At 33.6% G+C, this 17,491-nt stretch carries 17 protein-coding genes and 2 pseudogenes; 13 read left to right on the top strand and 6 right to left on the bottom strand.

Annotation, left to right across the window (positions count from 1 at the left end):
- The first annotated feature begins 236 nt into the window (after positions 1 to 236).
- The 4 genes from CER22_RS12100 to CER22_RS12085 all read left to right on the top strand — a co-directional run bounded on the left by CER22_RS12100 (position 237) and on the right by CER22_RS12085 (position 4,512).
- Positions 237 to 752: a DinB family protein gene (locus CER22_RS12100; protein WP_088063704.1), complete on the top strand. Its 516-nt coding sequence runs from the start codon at positions 237 to 239 to the stop codon at positions 750 to 752.
- A 247-nt stretch (positions 753 to 999) separates the two neighbouring features.
- On the top strand, positions 1,000 to 1,665 hold the full coding sequence (locus tag CER22_RS12095) for a lytic polysaccharide monooxygenase (RefSeq protein WP_048547409.1): 666 nt from the start codon (positions 1,000 to 1,002) through the stop codon (positions 1,663 to 1,665).
- A 162-nt stretch (positions 1,666 to 1,827) separates the two neighbouring features.
- Positions 1,828 to 2,757 carry a manganese-dependent inorganic pyrophosphatase gene (gene ppaC, locus CER22_RS12090; RefSeq protein WP_000416840.1) on the top strand — a complete coding sequence of 310 codons (930 nt, stop codon included), beginning with the start codon at positions 1,828 to 1,830 and terminating at the stop codon, positions 2,755 to 2,757.
- Positions 2,758 to 2,865: 108 nt separating this feature from the next.
- Positions 2,866 to 4,512, top strand: a complete 1,647-nt coding sequence (locus CER22_RS12085) for a M3 family oligoendopeptidase (RefSeq protein ID WP_088063703.1) — start codon at positions 2,866 to 2,868, stop codon at positions 4,510 to 4,512.
- A gap of 18 nt (positions 4,513 to 4,530) precedes the next feature.
- Here the strand turns inward: CER22_RS12085 and CER22_RS12080 are convergent, their stop codons facing one another.
- Positions 4,531 to 4,728 (bottom strand): DUF4017 family protein, encoded by a 198-nt coding sequence (locus CER22_RS12080; RefSeq protein ID WP_087983846.1) that lies wholly within the window; start codon positions 4,726 to 4,728, stop codon positions 4,531 to 4,533.
- A 161-nt stretch (positions 4,729 to 4,889) separates the two neighbouring features.
- Here CER22_RS12080 and CER22_RS12075 point away from each other — a divergent pair, with 161 nt between their 5' ends.
- On the top strand, positions 4,890 to 6,095 hold the full coding sequence (locus CER22_RS12075) for a peptide ABC transporter permease (protein WP_088063702.1): 1,206 nt from the start codon (positions 4,890 to 4,892) through the stop codon (positions 6,093 to 6,095).
- 20 nt (positions 6,096 to 6,115) lie between these two features.
- Positions 6,116 to 6,565: a DUF6884 domain-containing protein gene (locus tag CER22_RS12070; RefSeq protein ID WP_088608836.1), complete on the top strand. Its 450-nt coding sequence runs from the start codon at positions 6,116 to 6,118 to the stop codon at positions 6,563 to 6,565.
- A 67-nt stretch (positions 6,566 to 6,632) separates the two neighbouring features.
- Here CER22_RS12070 and CER22_RS12065 read toward each other — a convergent pair whose 3' ends face one another.
- Positions 6,633 to 6,953 carry a hypothetical protein gene (locus tag CER22_RS12065; protein WP_241673951.1) on the bottom strand — a complete coding sequence of 107 codons (321 nt, stop codon included), beginning with the start codon at positions 6,951 to 6,953 and terminating at the stop codon, positions 6,633 to 6,635.
- A gap of 152 nt (positions 6,954 to 7,105) precedes the next feature.
- On the opposite strand from CER22_RS12065, the pseudogene CER22_RS12060 reads away from it, so the two are divergent.
- Positions 7,106 to 8,237: pseudogene (locus CER22_RS12060) on the top strand (RNA-guided endonuclease TnpB family protein).
- A gap of 79 nt (positions 8,238 to 8,316) precedes the next feature.
- On the top strand, positions 8,317 to 8,589 hold the full coding sequence (locus CER22_RS12055; RefSeq protein WP_227557878.1) for a hypothetical protein: 273 nt from the start codon (positions 8,317 to 8,319) through the stop codon (positions 8,587 to 8,589).
- Between the two features lie 2 nt (positions 8,590 to 8,591).
- Here CER22_RS12055 and CER22_RS12050 read toward each other — a convergent pair whose 3' ends face one another.
- From CER22_RS12050 to CER22_RS33045, 4 genes are all read right to left on the bottom strand, one after another.
- Positions 8,592 to 9,044 (bottom strand): hypothetical protein, encoded by a 453-nt coding sequence (locus CER22_RS12050; protein WP_000877594.1) that lies wholly within the window; start codon positions 9,042 to 9,044, stop codon positions 8,592 to 8,594.
- Between the two features lie 138 nt (positions 9,045 to 9,182).
- Positions 9,183 to 9,539 carry a hypothetical protein gene (locus tag CER22_RS12045; protein ID WP_000606238.1) on the bottom strand — a complete coding sequence of 119 codons (357 nt, stop codon included), beginning with the start codon at positions 9,537 to 9,539 and terminating at the stop codon, positions 9,183 to 9,185.
- Positions 9,540 to 9,668: 129 nt separating this feature from the next.
- Positions 9,669 to 10,292 carry an acetylglutamate kinase gene (locus CER22_RS12040; protein ID WP_142293468.1) on the bottom strand — a complete coding sequence of 208 codons (624 nt, stop codon included), beginning with the start codon at positions 10,290 to 10,292 and terminating at the stop codon, positions 9,669 to 9,671.
- A gap of 682 nt (positions 10,293 to 10,974) precedes the next feature.
- On the bottom strand, positions 10,975 to 11,136 hold the full coding sequence (locus CER22_RS33045; protein WP_000813318.1) for a hypothetical protein: 162 nt from the start codon (positions 11,134 to 11,136) through the stop codon (positions 10,975 to 10,977).
- Positions 11,137 to 11,420: 284 nt separating this feature from the next.
- Here CER22_RS33045 and recQ point away from each other — a divergent pair, with 284 nt between their 5' ends.
- The 5 genes and pseudogenes from recQ (at position 11,421) to CER22_RS12010 (ending at position 17,478) form a co-directional block, all read left to right on the top strand.
- On the top strand, positions 11,421 to 13,538 hold the full coding sequence (gene recQ, locus CER22_RS12030; RefSeq protein WP_088608834.1) for a DNA helicase RecQ: 2,118 nt from the start codon (positions 11,421 to 11,423) through the stop codon (positions 13,536 to 13,538).
- A 26-nt stretch (positions 13,539 to 13,564) separates the two neighbouring features.
- Positions 13,565 to 13,948: a gamma-glutamylcyclotransferase family protein gene (locus CER22_RS12025; RefSeq protein ID WP_075307402.1), complete on the top strand. Its 384-nt coding sequence runs from the start codon at positions 13,565 to 13,567 to the stop codon at positions 13,946 to 13,948.
- A 179-nt stretch (positions 13,949 to 14,127) separates the two neighbouring features.
- A pseudogene (locus CER22_RS12020) lies at positions 14,128 to 14,871 on the top strand (class I SAM-dependent methyltransferase).
- Between the two features lie 116 nt (positions 14,872 to 14,987).
- Entirely contained in the window at positions 14,988 to 17,063 is a 2,076-nt protein-coding gene (locus CER22_RS12015) for a HelD family protein (protein ID WP_087983855.1), read from the top strand.
- Positions 17,064 to 17,145: 82 nt separating this feature from the next.
- Entirely contained in the window at positions 17,146 to 17,478 is a 333-nt protein-coding gene (locus CER22_RS12010; protein ID WP_097890109.1) for a DUF952 domain-containing protein, read from the top strand.
- The last annotated feature ends 13 nt before the right edge of the window (positions 17,479 to 17,491 follow it).

Below are 17,491 nucleotides of genomic sequence, written 5' to 3'. Positions count from 1 at the left end.
GGATATTTTTAAACGGAAAATCTGTTATTAGGTCTGAGTATTGATTTGTAAAAAGATTGATAACCCCCTGTATAATAGGGGGTTTCTTTTCATTCATTAACTTCATATTGAATGTTCAATTTGAGGGCCAATTTGTATAAGGTTTTAACAGTTGTATAAGAGGTATTACTTAAATAGGAATTTTGAAGTCTTTTGGTGAATATTAAATGTTAATCTAAAAGATGGAGGTTGCTGTGATGTTGAAACTGTTTCAATATAACTGGCAAGTTCGTGATGATTGGTTTACATGGTGCGAAGACATATCGGCCGAAGAACTGGTAAAGAAACGGGTCGGTGGATTCGGCAGTATACTACATACCCTATTTCATATAGTAGATGTGGAATATATGTGGATCTTAGGGTTGCGTGGTGAATCAGTGCCTGAGGAGCCATTGTTTGAAGAGTATGCCAGCTTACAAAAAGTGAAAAATCTTTCAGCTCAATACCACGGGAAAGTGAAGCCATTTGTGACCTCTTGGACAAATGAAATGGATTCTCGGAAACTTTCAAAAGCTGACTTCAATGAAGAGCCGATTAGCTCAAGAGACGCACCAATTAGGCGCCGAGTCATTGAATGTACACACGGAGAGTTAATACGTCATGTCATTGTCCACGAAATCCATCATATCGGCCAGTTATCTATATGGGCACGTGAAATCGGAAAGGAGCCAGTTTCCGCAAATCTGAGAGGGAGAGGGCTATTTGATAACTAGACTAACTTTGCCAATTTCGTAATTTATTTATAAACGAATAGTTTAATTGAGTATATTTAACACCGTCTATATTTCTCTAGCGGTGTTATTTGAATGTATCAATAAAATTTATATAATGTACTAAATGAATTTGAGAAAGTTTTTAGAGGGTTCTTTTCGTTATACTCCTTGACTTATAATGGATGTAGAGAAGATGACTAGCCGACTATAGTTATTTTCGCTTTATTATGGGAAAGGGGATGACGGGATGAGAACGAAAGGTTTACAGAAGGTGAAGAAAGTTATATTAAGTGGTGGTATATTACTTACGGGATTGTTAACTTTCGGTTTTTCAGAAAAAGCTTCAGCTCATGGATATGTTGAATCACCAGCGAGCCGTTCTTATTTATGTAAGCAAGGGGTAAATGTAAATTGCGGACCGATTCAATACGAGCCGCAAAGTGTAGAAGGAATAGGTGGATTCCCGCAATTAGGACCTTCTGATGGACAAATCGCAGGAGCAGGCCATTTTCCTGCTTTAGACGTTCAATCAGTTGATAGGTGGAAGAAAGTTACGTTAAACGGCGGGACGAATACATTCAAGTGGAAACTAACCGCACCTCATAGTACGAAAGAATGGAAATACTATATTACGAAAAAAGATTGGAATCCAAATAAGCCGTTAACAAGGTCTGATTTAGATTTAGTGCCATTCTATGTGAAAAATGATGGGGGAACAAGACCAGGAACTTCAGTAACTCATGAAGCGAATGTACCTACTGATAGAAATGGATATCACCTTATTTTAGCTGTTTGGGAAATTGCAGATACTGGGAATGCATTTTATCAAGTTATAGATGTTAACCTTGTAAATAACGGTTTAGCATCAAATTTTCCGCTAAATCATGTAGTGCAAGCTCCTAGCTTATTTTAAATAAAATATACATTTTGATCATCTAATTCATTTTAGATGATCTTTTTTTACGAAAAACGATGAAAAATATAGAAGAAAGTGCAATTATTTATAAAAAATTATGCTTTAAATATTGTCATATTTGCTTCTTTAAGATATCCTTTTCATGAAGAGGTGGAAAACATGGAAAAAGTACTAGTTTTCGGGCATAAAAACCCAGATACAGATGCAATTTGTTCTGCAATTGCTTATGCAGAATTGAAAAAAGAATTAGGAATGAATGCTGAGCCTGTACGTTTAGGCGAAATCAGCGGTGAAACTCAATTTGCGTTAGACCATTTTAAAGTAGAAGGACCGCGTTTTGTTGAGACAGTTGCAAGCGAAGTGGACAACGTTATTTTAGTTGATCATAACGAGCGTCAACAAAGTGCTAACGATATCGAGTCTGTTCGTGTGTTAGAAGTTATTGACCATCACCGTATTGCTAACTTTGAAACAAGCGATCCTATTTATTATCGTTGTGAGCCAGTTGGTTGTACAGCTACAATCTTAAACAAAATGTACAAAGAAAATGGCGTTACAATTCGTAAAGAAGTTGCAGGTTTAATGTTATCTGCAATCATTTCAGATTCTTTACTATTCAAATCTCCAACTTGCACAGAGCAAGACGTAGCAGCAGCTCGTGAATTAGCGGAAATCGCTGGTGTAGATGCTGATAACTACGGCTTAGAAATGTTAAAAGCTGGTGCTGACTTAAGCGGAAAAACAATGGAGCAATTAATCTCTCTTGACGCTAAAGAATTCCAAATGGGTAATGCGAAAGTTGAAATCGCACAAGTAAACGCTGTTGATACAAACGACGTTCTTGTACACCAAGCGGAACTTGAAAAAGTTATCTCTGCAGTAGTAGAAGAAAAAGGTTTAGACCTATTCTTATTCGTTGTAACTGATATCTTAACTAACGATTCTGTCGGTCTTGCGATCGGTAAAGCAGCAAACGTTGTTGAGAAAGCATACAACGTATCTCTAGAAAACAACACTGCTACTTTAAAAGGTGTTGTATCTCGTAAAAAACAAATCGTACCAGTATTAACAGAAGCATTCCAAGCTTAATTTTATTGAGTACAGATACACAGCAAGGACAAGTAGTCGGATTGGCTACTTGTCCTTTTCTATCTCTAAAAAACAGAAAATTAAAATTTTAAAACAGGAGGATTGTGTATGCTTAATGATTTGGAGAGTAAATTACAGTCACTTTTAGAGCGAAATATTACTTCTGTTTCAGAATTAGAGAGTTGGCTTTTGGATGAACTGCGTGTAACCGCTGAAATAGAAGAGGAGATAACAAGTAGTTTAATTGGCACGTATAGAGATACAAATGACAGAAATAAACGTAATTTACATATGTATAATCAAAATACAATTCAACCACTTTTAAAAAGATACAATGCGAAATTTGACCAGAAATTTAGAAAGTCTCCGTTTTCCGACTTATTAAATGAGCAGAAATACGGTTTTATGAAAAAAGCAAGATTGATAAAAAGTAAAATGTTTAATGACAAGAACATTGCTCTTTCCATTAAAGAGCAAAAGCTTATTACGAAATATAGAGAAATAATGTCTAACATATTTATTAATTGGGAAGGAGAGCAAAAGACGTATGCATACGTAAAAGCAAAACTAGATAACCCCAATAGAGCTATTCGCGAAAAAGCTTGGTACGCTTTATGTGAAGCAAGAAGTATAGTGAAAATAGAAATAGATTGTATTATGAATGAACTCATACAATTGCGGAATGAGATCGCTTTAAATGCAGGATTTAATAATTATAGTGAGTATGCTTTTAAACAAAAAAATAGAGATTATAGTATTAAAGAGTGTTATAAGCTTCATGAATCTATAGAAAAGTATGTTGTACCAATATGGGAACAGTTGGGGATTCTTTCTAAAAACAATCTCGGTGTAAAAAAATATCGCCCTTGGGACCTTACTCCATGTAAATTACCAAAAGCTCCATTCCAAAATGCTATTGATTTATTGAATGGGGTGGAAGAAATATTTCGGAAGACAGATTTATATTTTTATGAGAAATTTATTCATATACGAAAAACGGGATTAATTGACGTAGAAGAACATGAAAATAAAGCACCGGGAGCTGCTTGTTTTACCTTTCCTCATAGTAAAGAGGTTTTTGTGTATTCTAATTTTAGTCCATCATTTTATGCAATTAACGCGCTAATACATGAAGTGGGGCATGCATTTCATTTTTATAAACAATTTAACAATGATAGTAGCATGCAAGAAAGATATCTTCGTGAAGAGGTAGCTGAGCTTTATTCCATAGGTCTTGAGTTGCTAGTAATGGATAAGCTCAATATCTTTTATAAGCAAGAGGATGAATATAAAGAAGTGCAGCGCGTACAATTATATCGTGCTTTGTCTTTATTAATGGCGTCAATTGCAGGAGATGTATTCCAGCACTGGCTCTATACAAATCCAAACCATACACCAGAAGAACGTGATAAGAAATACGCTGAAGTATGTAAAAGGTATCAATATTCATCAGTCAATATTGCAGGATTAGAAGATGAAATCGGTGCAAGCTGGTTAGAGTCATTTCATTATGTTCAGTTTCCTTTTTATCAAATTGAATACGCAATTGCGCAAATAGGAGCAATGCAATTGTTTCAAATTTATCGAGAGGATCCAAAAAAAGCGATTGCTTTCTTTAAAGAGGGAGCGAATGCAGATTGGAATTTACCTATACAAGAAATATATGAAAAAACAGGTGTTACGTTTGACTTTTCGGAAGAAAGGATAGAAAGTACTGCAAGTGTAATTTTTGATCTAATAAATGAATTAAAATAAGGATAGCATTTGCTATCCTTATAACTGTTTGTTCGTAGATTTTTTCTTGTTTATATAAAATGTAATAATTGCAGTAATGAGGAAAATAGGTATAGCATATGCTTGCCCAACAAACAATTTCCAGCCAACATGATTATAGCCTTCAGATGCTGGAGCAATCATAGCGATTACGCAAACGATAATATAGAGTACTAGCGCAGGGATTATATTTTTCATTTGTTCACCTCCTTTTCATAAAATCATCACATGTATATTTGTATAATACATTATGGTTTGAGAAAAGATATATGTTTTTCTAACATTTATGTAAATAAAAGGGTTGTTATTAAGTGGAATAGAATAGGTGTATGTAGAATGATATAGGGGTGTTACATATAATGAACAATATATTAAATCGAATAAAGAAAGATGTAAGTATAGAATTATTGAATACGCTTTGGCCTGGTTTTAATAGGGCTGCATTTGCATTATATAATGATGAGCATGTGTATGTATTTCATCATCCATTATTTTTGAAAGATGATGGTGAGTATGCCGTTTTAAAGCGAGATGACCAATTTAAGGCTGATACATGTATCTTATTAAAAGATTATCCAACTGCCATCGTGAATATGAATAGGCATAAAGATTATGAAAGTTTACTTGCGATTGTGGTGCATGAACTTTTTCATTGCTATCAATATTTGAATAAAGAAAGTAGATTTCCAAATGAATCTCTAGGATTTCTATATCCTATATTAGAAGAAAATATACAATTGCGAAATAATGAACGAATGTGTTTATATGATGCTGTGCATTGTAAGTCACAAGCTGAGAAATATAATTATATTAAGCAATTTATTGAACTAAGAGAGCAAAGAACTAGTTTTATGAAAGAAGAGTTTATAACATATGAGTGTATGGTTGAAAGTATAGAGGGGCCTGCTTGGTATGTAGAAATGAACGCTTACAATGCAATATGTGAAAAGGATGAAAGCGAAACATTACGAAAATATAGCGGATTTATTTTAGATGCATATGAAGCTAATTATAACATTAGGAAGAGCTGCTATAGCTCAGGAATGCTTTTATGTTTATTATTAGATGAAATCCTTCCTAACTGGAAAACGAGCTTCTTTAATAGTGATAAATCGTTATATGCCTTTTTAAAACAAAATATAAATGTGGATTTGAGTTTTAATAATGAAATTGCAATAAGTAAAGAAACGAAGCAAATCCTTCATTTTGTTCAAAACGAAAGAGACAAGGATTTTAAACAATTCTATAAAGAAAAAGGGTATCATCTGTATATTGTAGGTAATATGAAATTAAACATGTTTAATCCAATGAATGTAAATTTAAACGGAAATAAAGCATTACATAAAACCTTTTTAAGTGTGAGTATACATAATAAAACATATATGATAGATCAACCTGTTTTAGCATCTTTTGAAGAAGATTTTAAAAATATGACACAAGTTCATATTATAATGAATGAAAAGCCAATAGAAACAAATAATGGTTGGAACGTAGTGGGGATTGGAGATATAGAAGCTGAGTATGAAGAAGTAGGGAATTCTATATTTTTATATTTAAAAAGTTAGAAGTGAGGTAAGAAATAACGATGAAAAGGTTATGCATAATTCCATGCGGAAAAAAGAAAATTTGGGATAAGTATCCAGATTACGGACCGATGGAGGCAAAGGATGTATATATTAGCCCGTTCGGAAAAGCATGTCAGGCGTATGCAACTATGTTTTTCGAGAATTGGGTTATCTTATCGGCGAAGCATGGATTTTTAAGACCAAATGATATTGTATTAGAAAACTATGATCTTGCTTTCGATTCAAAGAGCGATGAAATTATTAGTATGGAGCAATTAAAACAACAGATGATTGAAAAAGACTTGCTTCAGTTTGATGAAATAGTTTTACTTGCAGGCAAGAAGCATAAGAAAGTAGTGACACAATTATATGCAGAAGAAATTATTACGTATCCGTTAGCAGGATGTAAAGGGATTGGGTATATGTTGCAGAGGTTGAAAGGGGCTGTTGGGGAAGGGAAGGAACTATAGTAGAAAAGTAATTGGTGTTTCAATGGTAAATAATAAAATCGACTCAAAAAAGAGTCGATTTTATTATTTAAAACTTAATTTTATAGTTAAATGGTTCAAGAGTTATATCATAATTTTCACTCGAACCTTCTAGTATTAATTGCAATTCACCTTGCTCAATTGGGAGTTTAGGGAATGTTAAAACAGCATCACTAGTTACGCCAGGCATCATGCCTTGTGGGATTTTAGGATATTTTGCTTCATAGTTGTCTTGGTATTCTAGTTGTTGACCATTTACGATTAATTTGGAGTTAAAATCGTAGAAATTAAACGCTGCAGTTGCATCATTTTTAGCCGTGAAATATACTCGTGTTTCTTTATCAGCAATTTCAATTTTTTTAACAATCATTTTATAACCATTATGGTCTTGCTCTTGATTTACTTCAATAAGAGGGGGATTTTGGTATAACAATGAAAGTAGATAATAATCTTGTAGTGTTCAGGTTGTGTGATCACCGTCATAGCTTATGGAATATGAAGCGGAAAATGAGGTGAATGGATATGCCAAAGCAGAATAAGGCGTATAAATTTCGTCTGTATCCGACAGAAGAACAAGCACATCTCATACGAAAAACCTTCGGGTGTGTACGTTTTGTGTATAACAAAATGCTGGCTGAACGAATAGAAGTATATGAAAAATATAAAGAGAACAAGGAAGAACTGAAGAAACAAAAATTCCCTACTCCTGCGAAATACAAGGCGCAGTATGAATGGTTGAAAGAAGTCGATTCCTTAGCTTTGGCCAACGCGCAATTAAACTTGCAAACTGCGTATAAGAATTTTTTTAGTGGTCAAAGTGATTTTCCTACATTCAAAAGTAAAAAGAGTAGAAAATCCTATACAACGAATCGAGTAAACGGAAATATTATGTTATTTCATGGTTATATCAAATTACCAAAGTTGAAAATGGTGAAACTGAAGCAACATAGAGAAATCCCGCCAAAACATATCATCAAATCGTGTACGATTTCGATGACACCTACTGGTAAATACTATGTGTCCATCTTGACTGAATGTGTCCATCTTGACTGAATATGAAAAAGAGATTGTACAAAAAGAAGTACAAACTGTAGTTGGATTAGACTTCGCAATGGCTGAATTGTATGTGAGTAGCGAAGATGAGAAAGCCAATTATCCTCGCTTTTATCGTCAGATGTTAGAGAAATTAGCGAAGGCACAACGAGTATTAGCAAGACGTGTGAAAGGTTCAGAGCGCTGGAATAAACAACGCATTCGTGTAGCGAAACTGCATGAAAAGATCGCCAATCAACGTAAAAATTTTCTTCATCATAAGTCTAAAGAATTAGCTACGAGTTTTGACGTTGTAGCAATCGAAGACTTACATATGAAAGGAATGTCACGAGCACTTAGATTTGGTAAGAGTGTAGCGGACAACGGTTGGAGGATGTTCACGACATTTTTAGCATATAAGCTACAAGAACAAGGAAAACAGCTTGTAAAAATAGATAAATGGTTTCCTTCTACAAAGATGTGTAGTAATTGTGGAAATAAAAAAGAAATGCCATTATGTGAACGCACCTATGCGTGTTCGTGTGGACTCACAATCAGTCGTGACTATAACGCAGCGATCAATATCAAAAAAGAAGCCATCCGCTTATTAGTGTTGGCATAAATAGTGACAAAATAACCTTTGGAACAAGGGAGTTAGCTCGGCTGTTCTAGGACAAATTCGTTAGCTATCAAAAGTAGCGATGAACCGAGAAGCCCCTACTTCAAGTAAGCTCGTAAGAGGTACTAAGTGGTGGGTAGTTCACTGTTCGGAAGATGTGGATGTAAATGCAGGAATTGTCACGAATGTCGTTGCAAAGAGAAACCAAACTGCGATTGTGATCAGTGTTGCTGTAAGGAAAAACCGAAGTGTGATTGTGAAAAATGTAATTGTAAAGAGAAACCGAAATGTCATTGTAAATATGAAGAGTATTAATAATAAAAAAGAGTACGTTACGTACTCTTTAACTTTCTAATGTTATATTCCGTCTTGAACAGATTTTTTTACGATTTCCCACGAGTCTTGTTTTTTGATTTTTAAAGCAACATTAGTTCCGGTAGACTCCTTATAAAAGATATATCCATCGTTTGAGTTTACATATGCCAATGGTTCACCTATGCAATCTCGTGAACAAGATGTATTGATAATCTCAATTAAAGATAGTTCGCTCGGATCGGTTTTACTTGCATCTATAATAGTATCAACGTCTGTTTTACGGTAACCTTGTAAGTTTACATGGAAACTTTGTTCAATTTCACCTGTAATACTAGTATTCATTACTTCAACTGAAAGTTTCTTTTCTTGAAGAAATCCGTTTTCATAAAGTAATTTTGTATATCCAAGCCATCCAATTAAAACTAGCATAATAAATATACTAGATATTTTAAGTGTTCGAAGCCGTTTACTAACAATCGTTTCTGAGTATTTCATTTAGTTTAATCCTCCAATGTTTTTAATTAAAAGTATGCCTAGATACATACTTTTAGAAGAAGGATAGAAGTTAATGAGTTCTGGATTCAAAAAAGAAAGCATCCGAAGTTAGATGCTTTCTTTTTTTAGTATTTTTTGCTATCTGTTCGTTACTTGTTTCATAAGTGGCCTAATTTCTTTAACGGGTGGTTTTTTATCATAGGCATCAACGTAAGAGAAATAGTAATTTAAGTTTCTGAGAAGACCTTTTCCTATTTTAGCGCTCAAGAACGGAAATACTTGTCCAGTATAATCATCGAGAGATTTACAGTAATATTTTTCATCTAGATAAATACTGTATTTACATGTTAGTTCTACTAGTGAGTTCCCTTCATCATCAATTACTTCTTTAGAATCAATAATGTCTATTAATGCGAATTTTTCATTCAGATAAACTTTCTTCTTTTTCTCGTGTTTATTTGTGAGGATAAATACGAGACCAATGGCGTTAATCAAAAGATTTCCTCCTATAAAAAACGGATATTAATAAAATATATCGATATACGTTAAATGTAAAGAGGAGAGGTGAAATTTCATTGGTAGAAAGTTTTATAAGCCGATTTGTTTTTTCAAATCGGCTTATTATTATTGAAACACTTGTGGGAATTGTTTTACGATTGTATTTGTTAGCATATCAGCCATTTCTAATGCTTCTTTTTCAATTTTATCGTATAGTTTTACGCTTGCTTCAAAATCTTTATTTAGGAAGGCAAGCGCTTCTGCTTTCGTAAGTGCTAAATGTTCATAAAACATTTTTCTGAATTCTTCTTTTTCTATATATGGGTTGATGCTAGTAAGAAACGCCACAATTTCATCACCATTAGCGTACCATTTTTTCTCTATAGCGGCAGCTGCATTTTGATCACCTGCTTTTGCGGCTTTAACTAGATCCGCTGCAATGACTAAGTGATCTTTAATTAGTGCACTATATTTTTTTACAGCATCTTCACCATAGAATGGTTCAAGTGACAGTCCCATATGTGTTGCATTTTGAAGAAGTCGCCCAACTGTAACGTTTACGTCTGGTAAATTAAAGACAATACTAATAATAGCTAATCTCGTCCAAGCGACATGTTGTTCCCATAAAGAACGCATATAACCTTTTAAAAAGTTCTCGTTTTTACTAATTCGGTAATTACGTACAGATGTATCAAAGTGTACATAAGGGTTATGATAGGGGGAGTAATACGATTGCCAATAAGAATACATAAACGGTAACACTCCTTTGAACATGTATAACTCAAAGTATGATTGGAATTTATTTTTAGTTACGTGTCCTAAATTAATTTCAGAAATTGATATGGAAAAAGATGCAGAATTTTATTGTGGTATATACAAATAAAATGAATATAAAAATAAACAAGGCTCTGCAAGGGAAGTTGCAGAGCCTCAAAAGGGTATTGCCGAGATGTCGGACTCGACTAAGTAATGTTATCATAAAATTCTATTTAAAAAACCTGGTAAATGTGTCCAAATGAAAGTGGATCTTTAATAAAGTCAATGGGATCAGCTTCCCGCAGCAGATCCCGTTAACTAGATAATGTTGATGAGCAAAAACTCATCTGGAGTACTTTTATAGTAATAAGTGAAATTCGTTTTGTGTATTGAGAAAAAAAGAATTACTTCAATAAATGTTAAGAACTTATATTTTACATCTCGTTACTATTATCATTTGTTGTGAGTGGAGTATGGTTATAAAATAGAGAAAAGATATACAAGTGTATCTAAAAGTGTACTGAAATGTATAATAATCAAAAAAGACCTGCTTTTATAAGCAGGTCAACTTAAGGGGTTTATCCAACAGAATATTTCATATGATAACAGCTGTATTATAGTGAGTCTATAAGATATATATTGAGAAAATTATTATGGATAATATATCACATACACATTAACGTTTAAAAAGTTGAGAAAGAAAATGGAAAAGCTTTCTATAAGAAAATAATGGCTGGTATTTATAATACGATTCATATTTCCACGCATCATGATTCGAAAATTGGAGTTGGTTCGGTACTGTTTTCTGCTTGATGGAACTAATATTCTGCTGCTTCATATAGTAACCTCCTGAATTCATATGTATAAGATTAGTAGTATTCAAGGAAGGGTAATAAAATGTATATTTATTTTGTAATTCATTTTATATGTGCTTTATTTATGTTTTAAAATTTATAAACATAAATAGCCATTAAAACACCGTTGCTAAACAACCTTTAAAACGTAGAAAAGCATAAAAAATGAAAAAGCAAGTTGTTAGTCATGTATTCATCACTTTCATGACGCATAAGTGATGATATAATAGGAATAGATGAAAGATATAGAAAAGCAGGTGACTCTTTTTTGTTTACAAAAGCACAAGAACTTTTAGCGTCTTATTTCGGTTATTCGTCATTCCGAAGAGGACAAGATGAAACAATTAAAAATGTATTAGATGGGAAAGATACGGTTTGTATTATGCCTACGGGTGGTGGTAAGTCAATTTGTTATCAAATTCCCGCATTAGTATTCGAAGGAACGACATTAGTTATTTCACCTTTGATTTCACTTATGAAAGACCAAGTAGATACATTAGTACAAAACGGTATTTCAGCTACTTATATTAATAGTTCTATTTCAATTACAGAAGCGAATCAACGCATTCAATTAGCGAAACAAGGACATTATAAGTTACTTTATGTAGCGCCTGAGCGTCTTGATTCAATGGAGTTTGTTGACCAACTTATCGATATGAAAATCCCGATGATTGCAATTGATGAGGCGCACTGTATTTCGCAGTGGGGACATGATTTCCGTCCAAGTTATTTACATATACATCGCATATTAGATTATCTTCCAGAAAAGCCGCTTGTATTAGCTTTAACTGCGACGGCAACACCACAAGTTCGTGAAGATATTTGCAACACGCTTGGAATTAATCAAGAAAATACGATTATGACAACGTTTGAGCGCGAGAATTTATCATTTTCTGTTATTAAAGGACAAGATCGTAATGCATATTTAGCGGATTATATTCGTCAAAATCAAAAGGAATCTGGGATTATATATGCAGCTACTAGAAAAGTAGTTGATCAGTTGTATGAAGATTTAATGAAAGCGGGAGTTTCGGTATCAAAATACCATGCTGGTATGAGTGATACCGATCGAAATGAGCAGCAAGAACTCTTTTTACGTGATGAAGTGGGTGTAATGGTAGCGACATCTGCATTCGGGATGGGGATTGATAAATCGAATATTCGTTACGTTATCCATTATCAACTGCCAAAAAACATGGAAAGTTATTACCAAGAAGCAGGACGTGCTGGACGTGACGGATTAGATAGTGCGTGTATATTGCTATATTCTTCTCAGGATGTGCAAGTACAGCGCTTTTTAATTGATCAATCGACAGGTGAATCTCGATTTTCAAATGAACTTGAAAAACTGCAAAATATGACTGATTATTGTCATACAGAACAATGTTTACAATCATTTATTTTGCAATACTTTGGAGAAGAACCGAAAGAAGATTGTGGCCGCTGCGGAAATTGTACGGACGACCGGGAAAGTATCGATGTGACGAGAGAATCACAAATGGTTCTATCTTGCATGATTAGAACGAACCAACGATTTGGAAAACAAATGATTGCACAAGTTTTAACTGGTTCGAAAAATAAGAAAGTTATTGAATTTAATTTTCATACTTTACCAACATACGGGTTACTATCAAATCGTAGTGTAAAAGAAGTTAGTGAATTTATTGAGTTTCTAATTTCAGATGAGTTAATTGCAGTAGAACATGGTACGTATCCGACATTAAAAGTTACGGAAAAAGGGAAAGAAGTATTATTAGGTAAAGAGAATGTTTTACGTAAAGAACGAGTAGAGACAAGACAAATTGTTCAAGATCATCCTTTATTTGAAGTACTTCGCGAAGTACGTAAAGAAATTGCGCAAGGAGAAGGTGTACCTCCATTCGTTATTTTCTCTGATCAAACGTTGAAGGATATGTGTGCAAAAATGCCACAAAGTGACTCTGAACTTTTAACTGTGAAAGGGATCGGCGAACATAAACTTGTGAAGTATGGTTCTCACTTCTTACAAGCAGTTCAGCACTTTATTAAGGACAATCCAAACTATGCTGAAACAGTTAAAACAGAAGTGGTGACAGAGCGGAAAAAGTCAGGGAAAGCTTCAGCAAATTCTCATTTAGAAACGTATGAAATGTATAAACAAGGCATTGATCTAGATGAAATTGCGAAAGAACGTGGCTTATCAAGACAAACAATTGAAAATCATTTAATTCGCTCTTTTGAAGATGGAATGGAAATAGACTGGAACAGTTTTGTTCCTGCAGAATATGAATCACTGATTGAAACTGCCGTGCAAAATGCAGAAGGTGGTCTGAAATCAATTAAGGAACAACTTCCAAATGAAGTGAGTTACTTTATGATTCGTGCATATTTACAATTTAGAAAGTAGAGATATATAAAGGGGATAGGGGATATATGCATCACGTTTTCGTGTATGGCACATTAAGAAAAGAGCAAACGAATGCTCATTTTATGCAAGGTGCAATATGCATCGCAGACGGAGCATGGACGTATGGTAAATTATTTGATACAAACGAGGGGTATCCGGCAATGATTTGTTCAAATGAGGACAAAGTATACGGAGAAGTTTATGAAGTAAATGAGGTTGTTCTGCAAAAATTAGATGAACTTGAAGAATATACAGGTAATGCAGAAAGTGATTTATATGACCGAATCACCGAAACGATTTATTTAGGAGATAGAATAATACGTGCATTTGTGTATGTCGCTCAAGATAAAGAGATGTTAAAGAAAGTTATCATTTCTGGTGATTGGGTAGAGTATCAACAAGAAAAATAATAGCAGCCATAGAGCAGATAGTGGGATCATTCATTATCTGCTTTTTATATTGTTACTTTAAAAATTCTTATTATTTTGATAAAATTGTAAATATAGAGAATAATAACCTTTTTTCATGGGTGTCAGAAATTTAGTTTCTCACCTGTAGAAGAAAAATCTATTGCAGGAGGAGAATAATAATGAATGAATTAGATGTGAGAGAATTTTACGAAAAACAATTCGAACTATCCAATTACGATATTAATACAGAAAGCTGGTTAGAACAGGTTGCGAAAGAAGTTCAAGAACAAATTGGACATCCATTTCAGTCAATGTTAGAACTAGGAGCAGGAAATGGTGGATTTGCAAGGGCGATGTCTAAGTTACAAGTAAAAATGACTACTGTTGAGCTTGTACCAGAGTTAGTTATGTTTGCAAAAGAACATTCTACTAATGATATAGATATTCATTGCGCTGATTTTTATAAAATTAATTTTGAAGAAAAGTTTGATGTTGTTAGTTATTTAGACGGATTTGGTGTAGGATCAGATGATGAGCAATTGATTCTATTAAAACGGATTAAAAACTGGATGAAGGATGATGGATGTGCACTTATTGATATTTATTAACCACTTTATTGGAAAAAGGTAAGTGGACAAGAAATGACCTTAAGTGCAGCTATGCGAAAATACGAATATGATAGTATAAATGAAAGAATGTTAGATCATTGGTGGCATCCTAATAATCAAAATGATATAGTTACACAGTCTTTACGTTGTTATACGGTAGATGAGATTAGCAATCTATGTGCTGAAGCTGGATTAAGTATTGTAGGGTTCTTCCCAGGCGGAGCATATGATTTTGAAAAACGAAAATATAAAGAATTAGCAACTTTAAATGAATGTTTGGCGTACCGAATTAAAATAAAGAAGAGTAGAGATTAATCTCTACTCTTCTTTGTTTTAGAAAATTCTTACTAAAACTATTGACTTTATAAATGGATTTTTAATACAATTGTATTTCGACTGAAAAATTAGAACGGACAGGAGGGAATCATCAAATGAACAACATTTTTGAAGAAGAGTTACAAAGGATGAAAGATACATTACGTACGATGGATGATCAATTAGAACAGCTCGAAAACATTCCGGTTTATTATGGAGATGATTTTAAAGAACAAATTCTAGAAAGTATGAGAGAATCTAATAGGCAAAATTTACGTATCGGTGTACAAGAACCGTACTTTGGAAGATTAGATTTTCAAGAGGATGGCAAGGAAGATGTTATGCCGATCTACATCGGTAAAGTAGGTGTTTCACATAAAGACACAATGAAACCAATTGTAATAGATTGGCGGGCACCTGTTGCAAGTATGTTTTATTCATTTACCGGTGGAGATGAATTAGCATTTTATCAATCGCCAGACGGATTAGTAGAAGGTGATGTGTATTTAAAGCGAAACATCTCTATTCGAAAAAGAGAACTAGAACGTGTTGTTGATACATATGTAAAAGGAAATGAAGATGTCTCACATGCCGATGATTTTCTTCTATATCGATTAGGTGAGAATAAAGATAATAAACTAAAGGATATTGTTTCGACAATACAATCGGAGCAAAACGATATTATTCGTGCGGAAAGAAACTTACCATTATTAATTCAAGGGGTTGCAGGAAGCGGAAAAACAACGATCGCTTTACATCGCCTTGCTTTTTTAATTTATGAATATCGTGAACAATTAGAAGCTGAGAGAATGATTGTATTCGCTCCGAATAGTCTGTTTTTAGACTATATTTCGAGTGTGCTTCCTGAATTAGGTGTAGGGAATATTAGTCAAACAACATTTCCAGATTGGGCATTACGTACGTTAGATGATTCTGTGAAACTAAAGCAAACAGAAGAAAAGTTGAAAGAAGCCTTTTCTATTAATCGTGATGAAGAAAAGGTTATGCTCGGTAAATTGAAAGGCACGCTGGAATTTAAGTCCTTTATTGAAGAGAGAATGGTTCAATTTGAAAAAGAATTAATACCAACAAGTGATTTTGAGGCATGGGACAAAGCTATTATTCCAGTAGAAGACATAAAAAAATGGATGCAAGTTGAATATAAACATTATCCATTAAAGAAAAGAAGAGAAAGATTAGTCGGCCGAATGAAGCGCTGGATTGAAATTGAACTGAAAAAGTATGGAGAAACAAACGAGAAGAAATTATTAAAAAAAGAAGCGACAAAGAGATTGAACACATATATGAAGTTTTGGCCGAAAATGAGCCCACTTTCACTTTATAGTTCAATATTGAAAAGTAAAGAAATACTCGAAGTATTGCCTGAAGAACTTGTGAAAGAAACTGAAAAGAGTTGTCGTAAAAAAGAAGTGTATGTAGAAGATTTACCAGCTTTAATTTACTTACATCACCGCATAACAGGTATTGAAATCGGACAGAAATTCCATCACGTCGTTATTGATGAAGCGCAAGATTTCTCACCATTCCAAGTGTATGTATTAAAAGAAATTACACTAGGTAATTCTTTCACCATATTAGGTGATTTATCTCAAGCAATTTATGATTATCAAGGGATTGAAGATTGGGGTGCTTTTAAGGAAGTATTCCAAGAAACAGGTTATTATGAACTGACGAGAAGTTATCGTTCTACAAAAGAAATTATAGAATTTGCGAACGAAATAATTAAAAACGCAGAGATTCCAGTTGGGCTCGCAACACCAGTTTTTCGCAGTGGTGAAAATGTTAAGGTAATCCATGCAGAAGATCAATTTAATGAGATTATGAAGACGTTAAAACATCTACAAAACGAAGATGTGAAAACAATTGCGGTAATAGGAAGAACAGAAGATGAATGTCGCGATATATATGAGAAATTAACAAAAGCAGGATTGGCCGTAAACGTCATTGAAGCAGATCAAAGTAAATATGAAGGTGGTATTTCAGTAGTACCTGTATACTTGGCAAAAGGGCTAGAATTTGATGCGGTTCTATTAATCGATGTTGATGAAGAACATTATAAAAATATGAAACATGATGCGAAGTTACTATATGTCGGATGTACAAGGTCACTTCATGATTTATGGATTTTCCATAGCGGGGAAGCATCGCCTTTAATTAAAGGAATAAAATAAATATGAAAAACAAGAGGCGTTTCTAGTAACAAAAAGAAGAACCTCTTGTTTTTCTATATAAAGACATGGAGAGAAAATAACAATGATCACAAAAGTAATAACAAAAAGAAATTGGGAAATCGCAAAGATAAATGGAGAAATTAATGAAACTTCACTAAAAGAAGAAGGATTTATTCATTGTTCATTTTTAAAACAAGCTTTAGAAGTTGCTGAAAAACATTTTAGTCATGAAGAAGATGTTTTATTACTGACAATTGATCGATCCTTAATAAAAGCAGAAATAAAATATGAACTTGCTTCTAACGGTCAAGAATATCCGCATGTATATGGAGTAATTCATATTGAATCAGTTGTAAATGTTACCCCATTTATTAAAGAAAAAGGAGAGTTTATATTACAAGAGGTACAAAATTAAAATTGTTATAAGC

Source organism: Bacillus sp. K2I17 (assembly GCF_002209985.1).
GTDB classification, from domain to species: Bacteria; Bacillota; Bacilli; order Bacillales; family Bacillaceae_G; genus Bacillus_A; species Bacillus_A wiedmannii.
This window is presented reverse-complemented; position numbering and strand designations above follow the sequence as displayed.

Bases quoted from the DNA above. Each gene is read 5' to 3' on its own strand.
- CER22_RS12095 (WP_048547409.1), top strand. From the start codon at position 1,000: ATGAGAACGAAAGGTTTACAGAAGGTGAAGAAAGTTATATTAAGTGGT.
- CER22_RS12055 (WP_227557878.1), top strand. From the start codon at position 8,317: ATGAACCGAGAAGCCCCTACTTCAAGTAAGCTCGTAAGAGGTACTAAG.
- CER22_RS12040 (WP_142293468.1), bottom strand. From the start codon at position 10,292: ATGTATTCTTATTGGCAATCGTATTACTCCCCCTATCATAACCCTTAT.
- CER22_RS12100 (WP_088063704.1), top strand. From the start codon at position 237: ATGTTGAAACTGTTTCAATATAACTGGCAAGTTCGTGATGATTGGTTT.
- CER22_RS12010 (WP_097890109.1), top strand. From the start codon at position 17,146: ATGATCACAAAAGTAATAACAAAAAGAAATTGGGAAATCGCAAAGATA.
- CER22_RS12080 (WP_087983846.1), bottom strand. From the start codon at position 4,728: ATGAAAAATATAATCCCTGCGCTAGTACTCTATATTATCGTTTGCGTA.
- CER22_RS12025 (WP_075307402.1), top strand. From the start codon at position 13,565: ATGCATCACGTTTTCGTGTATGGCACATTAAGAAAAGAGCAAACGAAT.
- CER22_RS12015 (WP_087983855.1), top strand. From the start codon at position 14,988: ATGAACAACATTTTTGAAGAAGAGTTACAAAGGATGAAAGATACATTA.
- CER22_RS12075 (WP_088063702.1), top strand. From the start codon at position 4,890: ATGAACAATATATTAAATCGAATAAAGAAAGATGTAAGTATAGAATTA.
- CER22_RS12065 (WP_241673951.1), bottom strand. From the start codon at position 6,953: ATGATTGTTAAAAAAATTGAAATTGCTGATAAAGAAACACGAGTATAT.
- CER22_RS12070 (WP_088608836.1), top strand. From the start codon at position 6,116: ATGAAAAGGTTATGCATAATTCCATGCGGAAAAAAGAAAATTTGGGAT.
- CER22_RS33045 (WP_000813318.1), bottom strand. From the start codon at position 11,136: ATGAAGCAGCAGAATATTAGTTCCATCAAGCAGAAAACAGTACCGAAC.
- CER22_RS12050 (WP_000877594.1), bottom strand. From the start codon at position 9,044: ATGAAATACTCAGAAACGATTGTTAGTAAACGGCTTCGAACACTTAAA.
- ppaC (WP_000416840.1), top strand. From the start codon at position 1,828: ATGGAAAAAGTACTAGTTTTCGGGCATAAAAACCCAGATACAGATGCA.
- CER22_RS12085 (WP_088063703.1), top strand. From the start codon at position 2,866: ATGCTTAATGATTTGGAGAGTAAATTACAGTCACTTTTAGAGCGAAAT.